The 19255-nt window shown below is 46.2% G+C and carries 15 protein-coding genes, 2 pseudogenes and 1 other annotated feature; of the genes and pseudogenes, 12 read left to right on the top strand and 5 right to left on the bottom strand.

All coding sequences use genetic code 11. The annotated features are described in order from the left end of the window. Nucleotides 1-145: 145 nt before the first annotated feature. The 4 genes and pseudogenes from HV477_RS25775 to HV477_RS25760 all read right to left on the bottom strand — a co-directional run. A pseudogene (locus HV477_RS25775) lies at nt 146-442 on the bottom strand (transposase); the annotation flags it as partial. 86 nt (nt 443-528) lie between these two features. Next, the gene (locus tag HV477_RS25770) at nt 529-963 is read right to left on the bottom strand and encodes a hypothetical protein (protein ID WP_175065564.1); all 435 of its coding nucleotides are present in this window, start codon (nt 961-963) and stop codon (nt 529-531) included. Nucleotides 964-1438: 475 nt separating this feature from the next. Then, nucleotides 1439-2707 (bottom strand): MFS transporter, encoded by a 1269-nt coding sequence (locus HV477_RS25765; protein ID WP_175065563.1) that lies wholly within the window; start codon nt 2705-2707, stop codon nt 1439-1441. Between the two features lie 331 nt (nt 2708-3038). Then, nucleotides 3039-3941 (bottom strand): LysR family transcriptional regulator, encoded by a 903-nt coding sequence (locus HV477_RS25760; RefSeq protein WP_175065562.1) that lies wholly within the window; start codon nt 3939-3941, stop codon nt 3039-3041. A gap of 339 nt (nt 3942-4280) precedes the next feature. Between HV477_RS25760 and HV477_RS25755 the strand changes: the two genes are divergently transcribed. From HV477_RS25755 to HV477_RS25725, 7 genes and pseudogenes are all read left to right on the top strand, one after another. Then, nucleotides 4281-5570, top strand: coding sequence for an OFA family MFS transporter (locus HV477_RS25755; protein ID WP_175065561.1), 1290 nt, complete (start codon nt 4281-4283; stop codon nt 5568-5570). A gap of 52 nt (nt 5571-5622) precedes the next feature. Beyond that, the gene (gene oxc / locus HV477_RS25750; RefSeq protein WP_175065560.1) at nt 5623-7374 is read left to right on the top strand and encodes an oxalyl-CoA decarboxylase; all 1752 of its coding nucleotides are present in this window, start codon (nt 5623-5625) and stop codon (nt 7372-7374) included. 18 nt (nt 7375-7392) lie between these two features. Further along, nucleotides 7393-8670 (top strand): formyl-CoA transferase, encoded by a 1278-nt coding sequence (gene frc / locus HV477_RS25745; RefSeq protein WP_175065559.1) that lies wholly within the window; start codon nt 7393-7395, stop codon nt 8668-8670. An 8-nt stretch (nt 8671-8678) separates the two neighbouring features. Then, complete coding sequence (locus HV477_RS25740; RefSeq protein ID WP_175065558.1) at nt 8679-9110, top strand: PAS domain S-box protein; 432 nt, start codon at nt 8679-8681, stop codon at nt 9108-9110. A 197-nt stretch (nt 9111-9307) separates the two neighbouring features. Next, nucleotides 9308-10552: a formyl-CoA transferase gene (gene frc / locus HV477_RS25735; protein WP_175065557.1), complete on the top strand. Its 1245-nt coding sequence runs from the start codon at nt 9308-9310 to the stop codon at nt 10550-10552. A 68-nt stretch (nt 10553-10620) separates the two neighbouring features. Beyond that, nucleotides 10621-11478, top strand: a complete 858-nt coding sequence (gene focA, locus HV477_RS25730; RefSeq protein WP_175065556.1) for a formate transporter FocA — start codon at nt 10621-10623, stop codon at nt 11476-11478. A 317-nt stretch (nt 11479-11795) separates the two neighbouring features. After that, a pseudogene (locus tag HV477_RS25725) lies at nt 11796-13056 on the top strand (IS3 family transposase). After that, nucleotides 12077-12193, top strand: a sequence feature (AL1L pseudoknot). It overlaps the preceding pseudogene by 117 nt. A gap of 39 nt (nt 13057-13095) precedes the next feature. On the opposite strand, the gene HV477_RS28670 reads toward HV477_RS25725, so the two are convergent. Continuing rightward, a complete protein-coding gene (locus tag HV477_RS28670; RefSeq protein WP_302675416.1) occupies nt 13096-13239 on the bottom strand; it encodes a DUF1330 domain-containing protein in 144 nt (47 codons plus the stop codon). Between the two features lie 442 nt (nt 13240-13681). Here HV477_RS28670 and HV477_RS25715 point away from each other — a divergent pair, with 442 nt between their 5' ends. From HV477_RS25715 to HV477_RS25695, 5 genes are all read left to right on the top strand, one after another. Further along, nucleotides 13682-14350: a cysteine hydrolase family protein gene (locus tag HV477_RS25715; protein WP_175065554.1), complete on the top strand. Its 669-nt coding sequence runs from the start codon at nt 13682-13684 to the stop codon at nt 14348-14350. A gap of 4 nt (nt 14351-14354) precedes the next feature. Continuing rightward, nucleotides 14355-15215, top strand: a complete 861-nt coding sequence (locus HV477_RS25710; RefSeq protein WP_175065553.1) for a DUF2877 domain-containing protein — start codon at nt 14355-14357, stop codon at nt 15213-15215. Between the two features lie 90 nt (nt 15216-15305). After that, entirely contained in the window at nt 15306-16865 is a 1560-nt protein-coding gene (gene fdrA, locus HV477_RS25705) for an acyl-CoA synthetase FdrA (RefSeq protein WP_175065552.1), read from the top strand. Further along, the gene (locus HV477_RS25700; protein ID WP_175065551.1) at nt 16862-18283 is read left to right on the top strand and encodes a DUF1116 domain-containing protein; all 1422 of its coding nucleotides are present in this window, start codon (nt 16862-16864) and stop codon (nt 18281-18283) included. Before fdrA ends, HV477_RS25700 begins: the two co-directional genes overlap by 4 nt. Beyond that, entirely contained in the window at nt 18280-19239 is a 960-nt protein-coding gene (locus tag HV477_RS25695) for a carbamate kinase (RefSeq protein ID WP_175065550.1), read from the top strand. Before HV477_RS25700 ends, HV477_RS25695 begins: the two co-directional genes overlap by 4 nt. Nucleotides 19240-19255 lie beyond the last annotated feature (16 nt).

Here is a 19255-nt window from a genome sequence, read left to right as displayed (position 1 = left end):
CCCGTATCCGGGCAGCCCGTTTACGGGCCGTAAGTAACGAAGTTTGATGCAAATGTCAGATCGTATGCGCCTGTTAGGGCGCGGCTGGTAAGAGAGCCTTACAGGCGCATCAGAAAAACCTCCGGCTATGCCGGAGGATATTTATTAATATCGTATTTTGTTCCTCCAGACGGCGAACCTGCTTTTCCAGTTCGCGGATACGTTGCTGGTCTGGAGTAATGGGTGTGGCAGTGGGCGTAATCCCCTGGCGCTCTCGCCTGAGCTGACGTACCCAGCTCTCAAGCGTGGTTGAACCTACATTCATCGCTTCACTGGCTTGTCGATATGAGTAGCCCTTATCAACAATCAGCTGTGCACATTCCAGCATGAATTCAGGGATGAAGGTTCGTTTGGTTTTCTTGGTCATTGAGTCACCTGTTTTGTGTTGTGGTGAGAATATCACCTTTAATCCGGAGGCTAAATTTAGTGTGCCACTACACAATCAGTAGATCACAAAACTCTATGCCTGTCTTTTTTTCTGGGGATTCCTCAGCACCCGGGGGTGAGCGTGAATGCATCGGTGTGCTCGTCAAGAATGTTAAAATCTGTCCGGGTATAGTTGATATCCATCAGGCCATACCAGTTACCATACCCGCCGGCCAGCACAGTGCCTGCACCATATGTAGTACCGTGAAAACGAAGACTGAAATCCAGATTTTTCAGAGCGCCTGATTCGTTCATTCCGTGGATAAGTGATCCGATGAATCCATTAGCCGGACTGGCATCCACATAAACGGTGGAATGCGAACTTCCACGGGGCTTCCCCACAAGGGCGTAAATATTCATAAAAGGAAACAGCCAGGCGTCCAGTTTGACCGTTTTTGTGATGCTGCGCTCCCGCGTATGACTGGCCTGAATATCAAACAGGTCTGATGATTGCGGTATTTTTTCCCGGTAGCGTTTTTGCGTATACTGCCGGAGCACATAAAACGGGCAGACAGGTCAGAAGAATATGTACTTTTTTCATTAATACCTCTGTAGAGATGCTCTACAATACATATCTGAAAACAACAGTGCCTTCTGAAATGAAGGTTTAGTAAGAATCAATATTACACAGGTAATATCAAACCAGAAGTTATTAGTTTGCTAATTAAATTGCAGGCAGGTATATGATGACAACTACATTTTGTCTGAATAGCACGCATAGTTAAAACGGGTAGATCTGTAGCTTCACTCTGGCACAGAATCTTTAGTTTGAGTTGTCTGTTATTAACAATGCCCAGAAACACCCATTTTTAACTGGTTCTGTAGGAAAGCCTGAACACTATTCAGGGTATAATCAACTCCTGGTATAATGTCCAGTTAAGAAAATATTATGTTGATAGGAAAATAATGTACCTGCATGAACGCAGGTACATCTTAAAAGGGGATGGGGTAACTACAGCCGTTGCTTATGTTCTCAGATATTGTGTTTTTCTAAAATGATCAAGCTAATCGTTAAAACGATTAATATCACAGCTACTATTCCAAGTAGTCCAAAAACACCATTCCATGAATAATATTTCTGAATCACGGCTATTGGCGCTCCTGCCAGAGCTGCCCCAATATAGGTCACGCCTCCTTTTAACCCAGTTGCTGCACCAGCACCATCTGAATGGGACGCTTCTATCACCCCTAGGGCAAATAACATCTGTGGAGCATAAATTCCTGCGCCGATAATAAAGAAACAAATAGCAACAAGATAATAATGAATGTGTATAGTTAAAGCAACTCCTACCATGCCAAGGAGTAGAATAACACTATAAATCAAAATGGTCATCCATCTGTCAGCATGAAAAAATTTATCTGAAATTATACCAGATGTTAGACCACCTAAAATACCTCCAACTTCAAACCAGGTTACCAGTGAGTTTGATTTAATTAAGTTCCATCCGAGTTCTTTAACAAAGTATACACTGACCCAGTCATCTGTTACGGTCCTGATAATATAAATGCATAAATCACCACAGATAGCGAACCATATGATAGGGTTGTTTAAAATATAAGTACAGAACATTCTCCACATGGTTAAACCTGACTCAGAACGATTATTTATATCAAGCTGCTTTTGATCTTTCCTCCAGATACCAATATTCGGTAATCCATATTTTTCTGGTTTATCTCTCATGAATATAGCAGAAATAATTGCTTGAATTAAAGTAATAATGGCCGGAACGAAAAAAGCGTATCTCCAGTTTCCAGTATAAGCGATAACGGCTGAAGCGATAAGAGGTGCAAGCGCACCACCGACATTGTGTGATGTGTTCCATAATGAATACCAGCCACCCCTTTCTGATTTTGAGTACCACTGACTGATTGCTTTAGCAATAGGAGGGAAACCACATCCCTGGGCAATTGCTGTCAAACAGTATAGTGTCAACAGTATTGTAACGTTATTACTCATGCCGACACCGACGTTAATTACGGCTATAACTAATAAAACGGGAGCCAGGAATAAACGTGGGTTTATTGTGTCGGCTAATAACCCTGAGCCGAATTTGGATATCCCATACAGTATGTAATAAATTGAGGAAGCGGTACCGAACTGTACTGCTGTCATACCTGTATCATGCATTAATAATGGAGCGGCCGCAGCGAAGGCTTTTCTCGATATATACATCACTGTATATGTTAAGAAGGTTGTTATGATAATTTGCCATCTGATTTTTTTGTAAACCATATCTGACATTTTTGTTACCCCTGTAACTTAATGATAGTTGTTTATAGCAAAGTAAAAAGTAAACTTAAATAATTTTCCTTATAATGTTATTAGATTATCCAGTATATTGACTTGTCTCAATTAAACATCAGGTATATTTAATTTTCATGAATAATATTGATTTATCTATAAATTAAATAAAAGTACAGCATATTGTAATATTTAATTAAAGGATGAAAAATATCGGGTGCTGACATTTCGATAATGATTTAACCATATGGTTTTTATGAAGATTCTCCGGGTAAATCAACGTTATGTTTCCCCGGATATTAATACTATCCGGGGAAACATTTAAACATGCTTATACCTGAACCTGGCACCATTGTTTAATCAATGTCCATATGGCAGCGGCTGCCGGGGAAAGAGAACGATTGTGGCGACGGGCCAGTTGCAGATGTCTTGTTTCTGGCGGACATAATTTACATATGCTCAGGCCAGGGTCCCTGAGTGAGGGTAATGCCAGTTGTGGGATAACTGAAACACCGATACCTGACTGCAAAATTCGAAAAATTGTTGATACATGACCAAGTTCCTGAACGATATTGGGAGTGACTCCGTGGCGCGCAAACACATTATCAATCAAAGGGCGACTACCTGAATCATAATCGAGCAGGACCAGTTCTTCATTCTGCAGGTCACTCCATTTAACCGTTGCCAGCTGTGCAATTTGAGTATTTTCTGGTACCACCAGCCAAAACGGTTCTTCCAGAACGATTTCAGTATATAGATCCGGAGGCAATGATGGTTCGACTATTACCCCGAAATCAACTTCGCCATTTTTTATCATCTGGATAGTTTTTTGCTGAACTTGGTCATGTATTATCATGTTGATTTGTGGATATTTGTTCAGTGCCTTTATAATACATCCTGGCATGATACCAGCTGAGATAGTTGGGCTGGTGGCTATATGGACTAATCCACGCTGTTGCTCTCCCCGACTTCTGGCATTACTCAGAGTGGTCTCAAGTTCTCTCAGTAAACGCCGGAGTTCTACGGACAGATCTTCACCTTCCTTCGTTAATAATACTTCTCTTGTTGTTCTGTCGAATAATCTGATTCCCAGTTCATTTTCCAGTTCGCTGATACTGTGGCTCATCGCTGATTGCGTCAGACCTATCACGCAACCTGCACGGCTGAAGCCATGATGTTCTGCGACGGCAAGAAAAATACGTAACTGGCGTAAAGATATATTTGAAATATTCATGATTTTAAATCATCCATAGATTAAAAAAAAACATTTCCCCGACTGGCATTTATGGGGGTTAATAAAGCTCATAAGAGTGAAAAGGAAGTTACAGGCTACATAATAAAACTTGAGGTAAACAGAGATCTGCCTCAAACAAACAAAAATTTAAAGAGAGGTTTTACATCATTAAAGGAGGATAGCTATTAACTGATTTTATTTTGGGGGAGTACAGATTTTTCTTGTATAAATGAATATAAAATTCAGAAAAATTAAAAGTAAGGCAAGATATTTCTCTCAGCATCATGATTTTTGATGCCGGTGCCTTATTTTTATAATTTCTGGTTCTGGAGATATAAGATGAATACCATTGTCACCACAAGTGGTGTGAGTAATCGTACTGATAAGGAAATATTAGGTTTTAGTAGATGGTGGATGTTTGTTCTCGCTTTTTTGGCTATGTCTGTGATTAGTCCGTATGAGTATGCATGGTCAGTGATCGCCCCGCATTTGGGTGACATTTATGGATGGGAATCCACTAAAGTATCATTAATGTTTACAATGTTCGTCATTTGCCAGGCATTCGGTACATTACCTGGTGGTATTTTACGTGATAAATTTGGACCAAAGCTGGTTTCAGTCATTGCGGGCATTTTCTCCGGTATTGGTTTGCTGGTTTGTGCGTTTGGTCAGACTTTTTCCTACGGTGTTGTTCTTGTTGTCTGGTGTATCGGTTGTTTTTTCTGCGGATTTATTTATAACGCGGCTATTACTACTTGTAATAAGTGGTTTCCTGATAATAGAAACATAACTACAGGGTTGATGTCTGCGGCGTTTTCCTGGGGGGCATTACCCTTTATTTTCCCTATTCAGGGCATTCCAAAGAATGCTCCGGATAGTACTTTTTTTAATGTCATCTTTGTCATGGCAGCCATCATTTCTGGCGTAATTATTATTACGGGACTTTTCATGAAAGATCCACCTAAAGGATGGACTGTTACTTCACTGAAAAGTAAAAAGTTAACGAAACGTCCTTGTGATAAACAATATAGTATGGGCGAAGCAATGTGTACATGGCAGTTCTGGGTACTTATTGTTTCTTTTGTGCTGGTTTCAGGAGCAGGATTAACCTTTATTTCAAAAAGTATTAAATTTGCTTCAGCATTCCATTTTAGTCTGGCCGCTGGGACGGTTATGACTATAGGTATTGCTATTACAAGTGGTTTGAGTCGGGTTGTCGCAGGCTGGATTTCTGATAAGATTGGTGTAGATAAAACGATGACGATATTTTATATCCTCTGTGGACTTTTCTCTTTTTTAGCTTTGTATTTTGCTGAAGCGGGTAGTTCGACGGGATTTATTACAAGTTGCATTATCTCAATATTTTTTTGGGGGGCACTTTATTCACTGTTCGCTTCCATCGTGGGCTACTATTATGGTGAGGTGGCTTCCGGATCTAATTATGGTATGCTTTATGCCACAGCAAAGGGACTCGGAGGTATTTATGGTGGAGTATTATCAGCATACCTGATTTCGACTTACGGTAATCCTTTTATAATAATTGTTTCATCTGTCATGGCCTTGCTTTCCGGATTTATTCTTCTTCCTCTATGGAAGCACCCTCCAGTATGGAAAACTGTTAGAAATTAATTGTGATAAAATTATAGTCTGTTTTTTTAAATAATCTGAAGAGAGGTTCAGTATGTATTTTACCGGTGAAAATAACACGAAATCTGATAGTAACACAGAGACTGAATCACCAGCATTAACCGATGGTTTTCATTTATTTCTTGATGCCCTGAAACTTAATGATATTGACACAATTTTTGGTCTTCCGGGGATCCCTATCACGGATCTTTTGCGTATGGCACAGGCTGAAGGTATGCGTGTAATTTCTTTTCGTCATGAACAACATGCGGGTAATGCTGCCGCTGCCGCTGGTTTTCTGACGGCAAAACCAGGTATCTGTATGACAGTTTCAGCACCTGGTTTTCTAAATGGTTTGACCGCACTTGCAAATGCCACGACCAACTGTTTTCCCATGATCCTGATAAGTGGCTCCAGTGAACGTGAGATAGTTGATCTACAGCAAGGGGATTACGAAGAGATGGATCAGCTCTCAATTGCAAGACCTTTGTGCAAAGCCGCTTTTCGCGTACTTCGGGCTGAGGATATTGGTGTTGGTATTGCTCGTGCTATCCGCGCAGCGGTATCTGGTCGCCCTGGCGGGGTTTATCTGGATTTACCAGCCAGGTTATTTTCTCAAACGATGCCCCTTGAAGCTGGCCGCAATTCATTGATTAAGGTGGTGGATCCTGCCCCGGCACAGTTACCTGCCCCCGATGCTGTCACCAGAACAATTAAGGTACTCAAAAAAGCAAAACGGCCACTTATTTTACTTGGGAAAGGGGCCGCTTACTCACGGGCTGATGCTGATATCCGGAATTTCATTGAAAAAACCGGTATTCCTTACTTACCTATGTCTATGGCCAAGGGCTTACTTCCTGATACCCATGAACTGTCAGCTGCCGCTGCACGTTCTTATGTATTGCAGGAGGCCGATGTCGTTATTCTGATTGGGGCCCGTCTAAACTGGTTACTCTCACACGGTAAAGGGAAGGTCTGGGGGCAGGACAAAGGACCTAAAAAATTCATACAGATCGATATCGCACCAACTGAAATTGACAGTAATGTCGCTATTGATGCGCCATTGATTGGGGATATCGGCTCCTGTATGGAGCAGTTGTTGCATAACATTGGAGATAACTGGGAGAGACCTCCGGTTGACTGGGTGAACGCTATTACTGAGCGCAAGGAAAAGAATCTCAACAAAATGGCGGAGAAGCTGGCACTACGTCCTTCACCAATGAATTTTCACAGTGCACTGAGTGTGGTTAAAGATGTCGTTAAGGCTAACCCTGAAACCATTATTGTCAGCGAGGGAGCCAATACTCTCGATTTTGCACGCAGTATTGTAGATATGTATCTGCCGCGTAAACGTCTGGATGTTGGGACCTGGGGAGTAATGGGTATAGGGATGGGATTTTCTGTCGCCGCTTCGGTTGTTACGGGCAAACAGGTTATCGCCATTGAGGGAGATTCTGCTTTCGGTTTTAGTGGAATGGAAGTAGAAACTATCTGTCGATACCAATTGCCAGTGTGCATCGTGGTATTTAATAACAATGGGGTTTACAAAGGAACGGATAAAAATCTCTCTGGTGGTACCGATTTGGCTCCTACTGTGTTTGTCAAAAACGCGCGTTACGAAATGATGATGCAGGCTTTTGGAGGCGTGGGTGTATATGTGACAACAACTGACGATCTGCATAAAGCCATGAATGAAGCTATTACTTCCGGAAAACCCACTCTTATTAATGCCGCGATTGACGAAACTGCGGGTACTGAAAGTGGACGTATTACCAGCCTTAACCCTGCAAAAGCAATCAAGAAATAAATAGAAGGAAATGACTAAATGAATAACGAAAAATTATTACCTTTATCTGGTATTAAAATTATCGATTTCACCCATGTCCAGGCTGGTCCTGCATGTACACAAATGCTGGCGTGGTTTGGTGCAGATGTTATCAAAATTGAACGCCCAGGTTCTGGTGATATTACACGTAATCAGCTACGTGATATTCCGGATGCCGATGCGCTTTATTTCACCATGCTCAATAGTAATAAACGTTCACTGACGCTAGATACAAAGACGCCGGAAGGTAAGGAAATATTAACCCGGCTTATTAAAGAATGTGATGTGATGGTTGAAAATTTCGGTCCCGGTGCACTTGATCGGATGGGATTTACGTGGGAATACATCCAGGAATTAAACCCCTGTATGATCCTTGCGTCTGTTAAAGGATTCAGTGAAGGACACCATTATGAGCATCTGAGAGCTTATGAGAATGTTGCGCAATGTGCCGGAGGTGCAGCGTCAACAACTGGCTGGTGGAAAGGTGAGAACTCAGGCCCGACCATTTCAGCTGCAGCTTTAGGTGACAGCAATACGGGTATGCATCTGGCAATTGGTATCCTTACTGCTTATATTGGTCGCCAGAAAACGGGAAAAGGTCAGAAAGTCGCCTGTTCAATGCAGGATGCAGTACTTAATTTGTGTAGGGTTAAGATGCGTGACCAGCTTCGTCTGGACAGAGTGGGTTACTTGGAAGAGTATCCCCAATACCCGAATGAACCTTTCACGGATGTAGTACCACGAGGGGGAAATGCTGGTGGTGGTGGTCAGCCTGGCTGGATCCTTAAATGTAAAGGGTGGGAAACCGATCCTAATGCTTATATCTATTTTACGATACAGGATCTGGTGTGGACCCCTATTTGTGATGCAATTGAACGCCCTGAGTGGAGGGATGATCCGGCCTATACCACACCTAAAGCGCGTCAGCCACATATCATGGATATCTTTGGTGCTATTGAGCACTTTATTCTGGCTGCAGGCAAGGATAAATACGAAGCAGTGGATTATTTTGGTAAGTTCGGAATTCCCTGCGCACCAGTAATGTCGATGAAGGAATTGCTGCATGATGAGTCGTTACTCAAGAGTGGTTCTATCGTTGAGGTACCGCATAAAGTTCGTGGTAGTTACTGGACCGTAGGTTGTCCAATTAAATTTTCAGACCTCAAACCTGAAATCACGGCTTCGCCGTTGCTGGGTGAACATACCGACGAAGTTCTGTCGGAATTAGGTTACTCGTCAGAGCAGATTACGCATATTCATCTTTCTAAAGCTGTGTAGTTAAGATAATGGATAAATTTGAGCAGTTTCTGAAAATGACTGGTGATGCAATAGTTATCTCCGATATATCAGGAATTATTACCGGCTGGAATCCAGTAGCTGAACGTCTGTTTGGTTATGCACAATCAGAAGCACTGGGTTCTTCACTTGATATTATTATTCCTGAAAGATACCGTGATCGACACTGGGATGGGTATTGTCATACAATGCAAACGGGCCTGACTAAGTATAGTACATCGCTTCTCCGCGTACCGTCACTAAAGCAGGGAGGAGACACTTTATCTATCGCATTTACTGTCGCGTTATTATTTGATGAATGCGGTAAGCCTGAATTTATAGTGGCTGTCATTCGGGATGAAACTTCCCGGTTTAATGAGGAGCGATTGTTGCGCAAAAGGCTGGCCGAAATTCAGATTGATATTGATAAACTAATGGGGTAGTCATGGTTATTATTTATGATATAGTCAAAGTTTCCTGTTGAATCTATTCCGGACAGGATGGTCAGTATTAGTTTTATCTTATTTACTGTATAAAAGGCGTCATAAAGTGCTTTCATTATTAATGGCTTTATGACGCATATAGATAATGACAATATTTCAACATACGCGCAATAATTATATAAAATATGAGGCTTTTTATGAAAGCATTAGAGGGAATACGAGTTATTGATTTTACACATGTTCAGTCTGGACCAAGCTGTACCCAGCTACTGGCGTGGCTGGGAGCAGATGTTATTAAGATTGAACGTGTTGGTGAGGGGGATGCGACACGTAGTCAGCTACGTGATATTCCGGGTACAGACAGTTTGTACTTTACAATGCTGAATCATAATAAACGCGCCATCACATTAAATACCAAAACCCCTGAGGGTCTGGAAATCCTGAACAATCTTATCCGATGTAGTGATGTCATTGTTGAGAATTTTGCGCCAGGGGCACTGGATCGAATGGGAGTTACCTGGGAACATATCCACTCCATCAATCCCCGCACGATCCTTGCTTCCGTAAAAGGGTTCGGGCCAGGTAAATATGAGAGTTGTAAATCCTATGAAAATGTCGCGCAATGTGCCGGAGGCGCAGCGTCAACAACAGGTTTCGATGATGGTCCGCCGGTCGTGACAGGGGCGCAGATTGGTGATTCCGGATCTGGTTTGCACCTTGCGCTTGGTATAGTTTCCGCTCTTTTTCAAAGAAATACAACAGGATATGGTCAGAAAGTGTCAGTATCAATGCAGGATTCAGTCCTCAATCTGTGCCGGGTGAAATTACGGGATCAACAAAGGCTGGAACGAACAGGTATCCTGGAGGAATATCCGCAATACACAGGCGGTCACTTTGGTGAAGTTGTACCACGTGCAGGAAATGCCTCAGGCGGCGGACAGCCGGGCTGGATCCTCAGGTGTAAAGGCTGGGAAACGGATCCGAATGCTTATATTTATTTTATTATTCAGGCTGCTGTCTGGCCTTCTGTATGTAAGGTGATTGGCGAAGAGCGTTGGATTGAGGATGAAGAATTTAAAAGACCATCTGTTCGTTTTTCAAAACTGAAATTAATTTTCAGGCGTATCGAAGAGTGGACCATAAGTAAAACAAAATTTGAGGCTATGGATATTCTCAATCAGTATAATATACCCTGCGCTCCTGTTCTCTCAATGAAGGAAATTGCTGAAGATGAGTCGCTCCGTATAAGTGGAACGATTGTTGATGTTGAACATCCCTCACGCGGCCGGTACACGACGGTAGGTATGCCAATAAAGATGTCAGATAGCTTAGTGGAAATAACGGCATCCCCGTTACAGGGTGAACATACTGACGAAATTTTGTATGGTTTAGGTTATGATGATAAGGATATCATTACTTTCCGTAACCAGAGGATAATCTGAACAGGAATTGGCACTGACCAAGGCATTTTATTCATGTCCTGAGACTTTATTAATAAAGAGAAATATTTGTGAAAAGTAATAACTTCAACAGTCTTTTACTTCCTGCTGAAATGGCAAAAGTAGCTGAAGAGACAGGTGTATACAAAACAACTAAACATCCGCTAAAAACTTTTTATCTGTCTGTTACGGCCGGTGTGTTTATTTCCATTGCGTTTGTTTTTTATATTACCTCCACAGTTGGCACAGCAGGGATACCTTATGGAATTGCAAAACTGATTGGCGGGATTTGTTTCTCACTCGGTCTGATTTTATGCATTATCTGTGGAGCAGACCTGTTTACATCGACGGTACTTATCGTTGTGGCAAAAGCCTGTGGCCGAATTACCTGGCGGCAATTGCTGTGGAACTGGGTGAACGTTTATATTGGAAATTTGGCAGGGGCACTCTTTTTTGTCTTACTGATATGGTTATCAGGTGAGTACATGACAGCGAACGGTGGTTGGGGGTTAAATGTTTTGCAAACAGCTGACCATAAAATGCATCATACATTTATCGAAGCCGTGACTCTCGGTATTCTTGCAAATTTACTGGTTTGCCTTGCTGTCTGGATGAGTTATGCTGGACGTAGCCTAGTGGATAAATCAATGATTATGATTCTTCCGGTGGCAATGTTTGTTGCAAGTGGTTTTGAACACAGCATTGCAAATATGTTTATGATCCCGATGGGGATTATTATTCGTTATTTTGCAAGCCCTGATTTTTGGAATTTTATTAATTCAAGTCCGGCAGATTTTTCTCATCTTACTGTAGTGAATTTTATTACTGATAACCTCTTGCCTGTTACCATTGGAAATATAATCGGAGGTGGAGTTTTCGTCGGATTGGTATACTGGGTTATTTATCTGCGTGATACTAACTATCACTGATGTGACCAGAAACGATATGATTTTATATTTTGTTATATTCTGTATTCTGTATTCTGTATTCTGTATTCTGTATTCTGTATTTTGGATTTGTGGCAAACTATATCTGATTTATAAAAACAACAGACATTTATATTAGGGGGGCAAAAATAACTGCTTTTATAATTTTCAGGAGTAACTTTTTGAAGTTAATACAGTAAGGAGCAATAAGTGAAAGAAACATGGCCCTGGATGGATGCAAATGAAGCAACGGAATTTATCCATCATGAACCGCCCCGGTAATCCTGGAGACTAAACTCCCTGAGAGAGAGGTAAACAGGATGACTAAAAATACACGCTTTTCCCCTGAGGTCCGTCAGCGGGCCATTCGTATGGTTATCGAAAGCCAGAACGACTATGGCTCGCAGTGGGCGGCCATCAGCTCCATCGCCCCTAAAATAGGCTGTACGCCTGAGACCCTTCGTACCTGGCTGCGTCAGTATAAGCGCGATGCCGGGACTGGTGACGGCGGACTCACCACTGCTGAACGCCAGCGCCTGAAAGAGCTGGAGCGCGAAGTTCGTGAACTGCGGCGCAGCAACGATATCCTGCGCCAGGCTTCTGCGTATTTTGCGAAGGCGGAGTTCGACCGCCTGTGGAAAAAATAATGCCCCTGGTGAATACCCTGCGTGATGAGCACGGGGTCGGACCGGTATGCCACGAGCTGGATATCGCCCCGTCAACGTATTACCGGCATCAGCAACACCGCCGGCATCCGGAAAGACGCAGCCAGCGGGTACAGCGGGATGACCTGCTGAAACCGGAGATACAGCGAGTGTATGATGAAAACCACAGCGTGTACGGTGTGCGCAAGGTCTGGCGACAGTTGCTGCGGGAAGGCATCAGTGTGGCCAGATGCACGGTGGCGCGTCTGATGACCGTTATGGGGCTTGTCGGTGTGCGCCGGGGTAAAAAGGTCCGTACCACCGTCAGCCTGAAAGACGCTGCGGCAGGTGACCGGGTAAACCGTCAGTTCGTGGCAGAGCGCCCCAACCAGTTGTGGGTGGCAGACTTCACGTATGTGAGCACCTGGCAGGGCTTCGCGTATGTGGCGTTCATCATCGATGTGTTCGCCGGTCGCATCGTGGGCTGGCGGGTCTCATCGTCGATGGAAACGACGTTCGTGCTGGATGCGCTGGAGCAGGCGCTGTGGGCCCGTCGTCCGTCCGGCACCATCCATCACTCAGATAGTAATAATGTCAGTGTCAGTTTTCATCATTATGCTTGCTACTGGTTAAAGGCTCTCAGTATGTGTCACTGGCGTACACACAGCGGCTTAAGGACGCAGACTTGCTGGCGTCAACCGACAGCACAGGCGACTCATATGACAACGCGATGGCGGAAAGTATCAACGGACTTTACAAAGCGGAGGTGATACATCGTAAAAGCTGGAAAAACCGCGCTGAAGTGGAGCTGGCGACGCTGACATGGGTGGACTGGTACAACAATCGACGGTTGCTGGAACGACTGGGTTATATCCCGCCGGCAGAAGCAGAACAGGCCTGGTACGCTTCCATCATAGACGGAGATCTGGCAGCCTGAGTTCACAGACAAAACACTCTCCCGGAAAACCGGGGCGGTTCAATCAACAATAGTTATCATCGCTTCAGCAACGGATTTTCTTGTATTCCGCGTAAGTTGATATTCTGGTGAGTGATAACAGGCCAGCGCATTTTCCATACCACTAAACTCAATCAGTACATGCCTGGCAGGGCCTGGTAACATTAAATGAACAGGGAATGACTGCATGGCTGGCCTGTCAACTGGCGCGGTGTCCGCTTTTGCATCGTATTGTGGGTGAATACGTGTTCTTCGCTTGCGCGGGTATCTGGTTTGATATTAGCAGGGAAAACAACCCAACAGTGTCCGGAGATTTGTCTGGGCGCACCATGTATGGGATGGAGAGTCAAACTGATTCCTGCTGAAGAAAAGTGTATTACATCACACAGTTGAGACAATTTTTTTAATTAAATATGCCAGTTGCCTCAAATTTTTTGCTGCTAAATAAGATACTGTGATCACCTTAACAATTGACTCCGCTCCCTCTTTAGAATGCAAAATTTTCGTTGCTCAGTATCAAACTATTTTTCTTTTTAACGCCCTTATTCTCCTGAATACTCAGTAGCAGACCCTGAGGATTGCTTATTCTGTGAACAGGAGATTGATCATGACGCAACAGACTTTCCAGGCCCAACCTTTTGCTCTGCCTTTTGATCCACATACCACCGTACTGGTGATGATCGATATGCAACGTGACTTTGTTGAGGCAGGTGGTTTTGGTGAAGCATTAGGTAACGATGTCTCGCTGGTTCGAAGCGCAATTGAGCCATGCAAAGAAGTACTGGCAGCCGCGCGGGATAAAGGGTTACTTGTGATTCATACTCGCGAAGGGCACCGCGCCGATCTTAGCGATTGCCCTGCGGCGAAACTCACCCGAGGTGGTAAAACTTTTATTGGTGAAGCAGGCCCTATGGGACGTATTTTGGTTCGGGGCGAGGCTGGTCACGACATTATCCCTGAGTTATACCCGGCTGCAGGCGAACCGGTTATCGATAAGCCCGGCAAAGGCGCGTTCTACCAGACTGATTTACATCTGATATTGCAAAATCACGGGATCAAAACGTTGATTGTCTGCGGTGTCACGACTGAAGTCTGCGTGACGACGACGGTACGAGAAGCTAACGATCGGGGCTATGAATGCATCATTCCTGAAGATTGTGTGGGTTCCTACTTTCCTGAGTTCCAGGAATATGCGCTGGAGATGATCAAAGCCCAGGGTGCGATTTTTGGCTGGGTCAGTCACGCTGATGCCATTATTGCAGGACTGAAAGGCTAACGTCATGACGCCAGCAACGCTCTCTGCGCTTTCGTTAGGGTATCTCTTCCCGGCGAAAGAACGGCACGTTCTGCAGATTCACAGTGCATTTCAGCATGCCCTGAACCTGCGCTCAGAAGGGGGACAACACCTCACGTTGTTGTGCGCAGAGAAGTATCAGAATCTGGCTGATGCAGCGCGGATCATACTGCCAGAACGGTGGGACTGGCGGCATGAGACAGCAGGATCCGGGACAATTTGGTTAGCCGATGGTGTATTGCTGGCCCGACGTTTTCGTGTGGACCTGAACGCGGCCATGGTGTGGCAACCCCAGCTCCGGCGTGAGTCGCTGGAACCGAAAACCTGTTTGTGGCCCCAACGGCACTACAGGACGCTGGATTCTCAACTGCTGCTGTTTTGCCTGGAACATGAGGTAGAAAGCGCACTGCAATGGCAGGGAAATATTCGCCAACGGGGGTTAAGGCCACAAGAGTCGCCGGAGCAACTTGAAGAACAGGTCCCCCGGTTAATCGGTTACGGCAAAGGGCTAACGCCGGATGGCGATGACTATCTACTGGGTTATCTGGCGGCGCTTTGGCAGTGGAAACTCTCTCCCGGTCTTGAGGCTCACTACATCAGGTTACAACAGGCTATTGAACAGCAACTACCGTACACAACTGACATCAGCCAGCATTATTTACACGGCGCGCTACAAGGTCATTTTTCGCAACCGATTTGCGAGTTGCTCAAACAGCTTAATGTTGACGCACCTACAACAACGATTATCGCCTGTGCAGAACAGGTCATGCAATTTGGGGCAACATCCGGCGTCGACTGCCTGGCCGGTTTACTTCACGGCATGAGAACGCTGTACGCACACCATTGAATAAATGAAATGCTCTCGTAGCGCACATCGCTACGCGGAATCGCTGTACCCGAATTCTGTTATCGGGTGATAAACGACGGACATAAAACAATGAAAGTAAAGAATAAAATTTTCAGAAACCTCTATCAGGATTCCGTATCCCTGATGCAGATTTCGGCGCAAATTAGCGCGTTACCAGGCATTAAGCAGGCTTCCGTGGTGATGGGAACATCAACAAATCTTGAGCAGCTTAGTAACGCCGGGCTTGGCGACAACGTCAAAGCAGGGCCAAACGACCTGGTCATAGCGGTAATGGGAGAAGAGGATATCTGCGCCGAAGCGCTGGATATCGCAGAACAACGCCTGACCAGTAAACCGGAAGATGAAGATGACGAGGGTGTAAAAACACCGGATATAGTGAGTATAGAAATGGCGCTGGAGAAAGTGCCTGATGCCAGTCTGGCGCTGATTTCGGTCCCTGGTGACTACGCCGCGGCGGAAGCCATTAAGGCGCTGAACCTTGGTCTGAATGTGATGATGTTCAGCGATAATGTCAGCATTGAGCAAGAAAAAGCGATAAAAAGCCTCGCTCGTGATCGTAACCGTATCGTCATGGGGCCCGATTGCGGAACCGCCATTATTAACGGCATTCCATTGGGTTTCGCGAATGTAGTAAACCGCGGTCATATCGGCGTGGTGGGAGCCTCCGGCACGGGATTACAGGAAGTCACCTGTCGTATTGACCAACTGGGTGCAGGTATCTCTCAGGCACTCGGTACTGGCGGCCACGATCTGAGCGAAGACATCGGCGGGATTTCGATGCTGTTTGGGCTGCAAGCACTCATGGATGATGACGCCACCCACGTCATCGTATTGATCTCCAAACCACCTTCATCAGTGGTAGCTGAACGTATTCTGCAACTGGCGCAGTCTGCCGGTAAGCCAGTCGTCGTCAATTTCCTGGGAGCCGACCCACAAACCGTTACGCGACCAAACGTAACCGCAGCGATAACCCTTGCTGGCGCAGCAGACCTTGCCGTCGCGTTGCTAAACAAACGCCTACTAACGGAAACTCGCTATCAGCCTTCACCGTCAGACCTTACTGCACTGCAACAAGCCTGCCAGCGTTTGGCGCCAACTCGTCAGGCTATCCGCGGTGTTTTTGCAGGAGGAACATTCTGCTACGAAGCGCAGCTCATCTGTCAGCAAAACGGTTTTACCGCCGCATCAAACACACCTGTGTCGGGTAACCAAACGCTTGTCAATATCTGGCAAAGCCATAACCACACGCTGATAGATATGGGCGATGACGATTTTACCCGAGGTAAACCACATCCCATGATCGACCAGACATTACGCAATCAACGTCTGCTCGCTGAACTTAACGATCCGCAGACCGCCGCCATTCTGTTCGATTTGGTGCTGGGATACGGTACGTCTGAAGCACCTGCTGCTGAATTACTCGAACAACTCACACAGATTGATCAACAGCAGGCACCACTGATGATTGCTCACGTTTGCGGTACCGAAAACGATCCCCAGCAAAGAAGTCGCCAGGTCAGCGCTTTGCGTGATGCTGGCGTCATTATCGCTGACTGTAATGCCCAGGCTGCGCAATGGGCCAGCATCGTGGCGCAGATTCAGATTGAGAAGAAGGAAGTAATTGCATGAATACCTTGTTTAATCAGCCGCTGAAAGTGATAAACGCCGGATTACAGAGTTTCGCCAACAATATTCAGAAAGTCGGCGGTGAAGCAATAGCGTTGAGCTGGCAGCCGCCCGCACAGGGAGATGTGAATGCCGGACTGGAGCTGGCCTCTTTAATACACCATCCGCTGGTTGAACAGGCGAATAAAATCGCCATGGAGCGCTATCTCAGCGCCCAACCGGTACTGGTCGATGTTATGCAGGTTCATGAAGCAATTCCAGAAATGGCTAAAAGTAAACGTATTCTTCACTCCGGCCCCCCCATTAGCTGGGAAAACATGTGTGGGCCGGTAAAAGGCGCAATCATCGGCGCAATGCTCTTTGAAGGATGGGCCACCAGCCATGAAGAGGCGGAGTGTCAGATTCTGGCGGGAGATATCGAACTTGAACCGTGCCACCATTATCACGCTGTTGGACCGATGGCGGGAATTATCAGTCCGTCGATGCCGCTGTGGGTCATCGAGAACAAGACTAACGGTCAGCGTACGTTCAGCAATTTTAATGAAGGGCTGGGTAAGGTTTTACGCTTCGGAGCGAACAACGATGAGGTACTCAATCGCTTGTACTGGATGCGTGACGAGCTGGCACCGGCACTGAAAGCGGCTGTCATTCGTCTTGGCGAACTGGAGCTAAAACCACTCATGGCCCAGGCGCTGCATATGGGTGACGAGGTTCACAACCGTAACGCCGCCGCGACCGGCCTGCTCATCAAACGCCTACTGCCTGCGCTGTTGTCCAGTAATTTACCTGCGGAGCAGTTGCAGCGAACGGTCACCTTCATTACCAGCAATGATCACTTCTTTCTTAATCTCTCGATGGCGGCCTGCAAAGCAATGATGGACGCGGCAACCAATGTTCCTTTCAGTTCCATGGTTACCGTTATGGCCCGCAACGGCGTGAATTTTGGTATTCGTCTTTCGGGTACAGGTGACCAGTGGTTCCAGGCTCCGGCCAATGCGGTTGAAGGGTTATTTTTCCCCGGCTATGGAGTAGACGATGCCGCCGCCGATCTTGGCGACAGCGCTATTACCGAAACCGCGGGTGTGGGTGGTTTTGCAATGGCTTCTTCCCCAGCAATTGTGAAATTTGTTGGCGGAACACCTGCAGATGCCACCAACAACAGCAGACGCATGCAGGCAATCACCCTGGGCGGCAATCCGGCATTTACTCTGCCGACGCTCAATTTTGCCCCGACGGCGGCGGGAATCGATGCGCGTAAGGTGGTCGACCGGGGCATTTTACCGATCATCAACACGGGGATCGCCCATATGCAGGCCGGTGTCGGTCAGATTGGTGCAGGGATCACGACCGCGCCAATGCGCTGTTTTGTTGATGCCATTGCCGCGCTGGCGCGGCTCGTCGCACAAGGAGAAAAACCGTGAATAAACCTCTGGCTGTCGTTGCCGTTGGCGGCAACGCGCTGATTCAGGACGATCGGCGTAACAGTATCTCCGATCAGTGCGATGCCGTCATGGAAAGCGTGAAGCACATTACCGACATGGTCGAAGCTGGATGGGACCTGGTACTGACTCATGGCAATGGCCCACAAGTGGGCTTTATTTTACGTCGATCCGAGTTAGCCAGCAGTGAAGTCTCGCCGGTCCCGCTGGATTATGCGGTCGGCGATACTCAAGGCGCGATCGGCTATATGTTTCAGAAAGCGCTGCATAACGAACTTGCGCGCCGCAGCCTCCATAAGCCGGTTGTGGCACTCATCACGCAAACACGGGTCAGCCAGCACGACGACGCTTTTGCTAACCCGAGTAAACCCATCGGTGCATTTCTGGACGAAAACACTGCACGTGAACGCCAGCAACAGCCTGGCTGGACGATGATGGAGGATGCCGGACGCGGCTGGCGACGTACCGTACCGTCGCCAAGGCCTCTGGAAATCATTGAACAAGACACTATCGCGCAATTAGTGAGGCAGGGCTATATCGTTATCGCCTGCGGCGGTGGCGGGATCCCTGTCATACGCGATGCGCATCACCAGTTGCAGGGGGTTGAGGCGGTGATAGATAAAGATCTCGCTTCCGCGCTGCTTGCCAGCCAACTGGGAGCGGACTTGCTGGTTATCCCGACAGGCGTGGAAAAAGTGGCGATTAACTTCGGTACACCACAGCAGCAATGGCTGGAAACGCTCAGCATCGCGCAAGCCGAAATACTCCTGCAGGAAGGTCAGTTTGGCGTCGGCAGTATGCAGCCCAAAGTCGAAGCAATTCTCGATTTCATGAATGCCAGCCGACAACAGGGCAAAAACGCCAGCGGTCTGATCACCAGCCCGCAAGCGATCAAATCTGCACTGGATCATCAAAACGGCACATGGATAACCCTTTAGCTTTAGGAGAATAAGA

The sequence above is a fragment of the Salmonella sp. SG203 genome (genome assembly GCF_013350575.1).
GTDB lineage: Bacteria > Pseudomonadota > Gammaproteobacteria > Enterobacterales > Enterobacteriaceae > Salmonella > Salmonella enterica.
This window is presented reverse-complemented; position numbering and strand designations above follow the sequence as displayed.

Excerpts from the sequence above, each read along its gene's own strand:
- HV477_RS28670 (WP_302675416.1), bottom strand. The coding sequence starts at position 13,239 with ATGTTACCAGGCCCTGCCAGGCATGTACTGATTGAGTTTAGTGGTATG.
- HV477_RS25740 (WP_175065558.1), top strand. The coding sequence starts at position 8,679 with ATGGATAAATTTGAGCAGTTTCTGAAAATGACTGGTGATGCAATAGTT.
- HV477_RS25715 (WP_175065554.1), top strand. The coding sequence starts at position 13,682 with ATGACGCAACAGACTTTCCAGGCCCAACCTTTTGCTCTGCCTTTTGAT.
- HV477_RS25710 (WP_175065553.1), top strand. The coding sequence starts at position 14,355 with ATGACGCCAGCAACGCTCTCTGCGCTTTCGTTAGGGTATCTCTTCCCG.
- HV477_RS25755 (WP_175065561.1), top strand. The coding sequence starts at position 4,281 with ATGAATACCATTGTCACCACAAGTGGTGTGAGTAATCGTACTGATAAG.
- HV477_RS25700 (WP_175065551.1), top strand. The coding sequence starts at position 16,862 with ATGAATACCTTGTTTAATCAGCCGCTGAAAGTGATAAACGCCGGATTA.
- HV477_RS25760 (WP_175065562.1), bottom strand. The coding sequence starts at position 3,941 with ATGAATATTTCAAATATATCTTTACGCCAGTTACGTATTTTTCTTGCC.
- frc (WP_175065559.1), top strand. The coding sequence starts at position 7,393 with ATGAATAACGAAAAATTATTACCTTTATCTGGTATTAAAATTATCGAT.
- HV477_RS25765 (WP_175065563.1), bottom strand. The coding sequence starts at position 2,707 with ATGTCAGATATGGTTTACAAAAAAATCAGATGGCAAATTATCATAACA.
- fdrA (WP_175065552.1), top strand. The coding sequence starts at position 15,306 with ATGAAAGTAAAGAATAAAATTTTCAGAAACCTCTATCAGGATTCCGTA.
- frc (WP_175065557.1), top strand. The coding sequence starts at position 9,308 with ATGAAAGCATTAGAGGGAATACGAGTTATTGATTTTACACATGTTCAG.
- oxc (WP_175065560.1), top strand. The coding sequence starts at position 5,623 with ATGTATTTTACCGGTGAAAATAACACGAAATCTGATAGTAACACAGAG.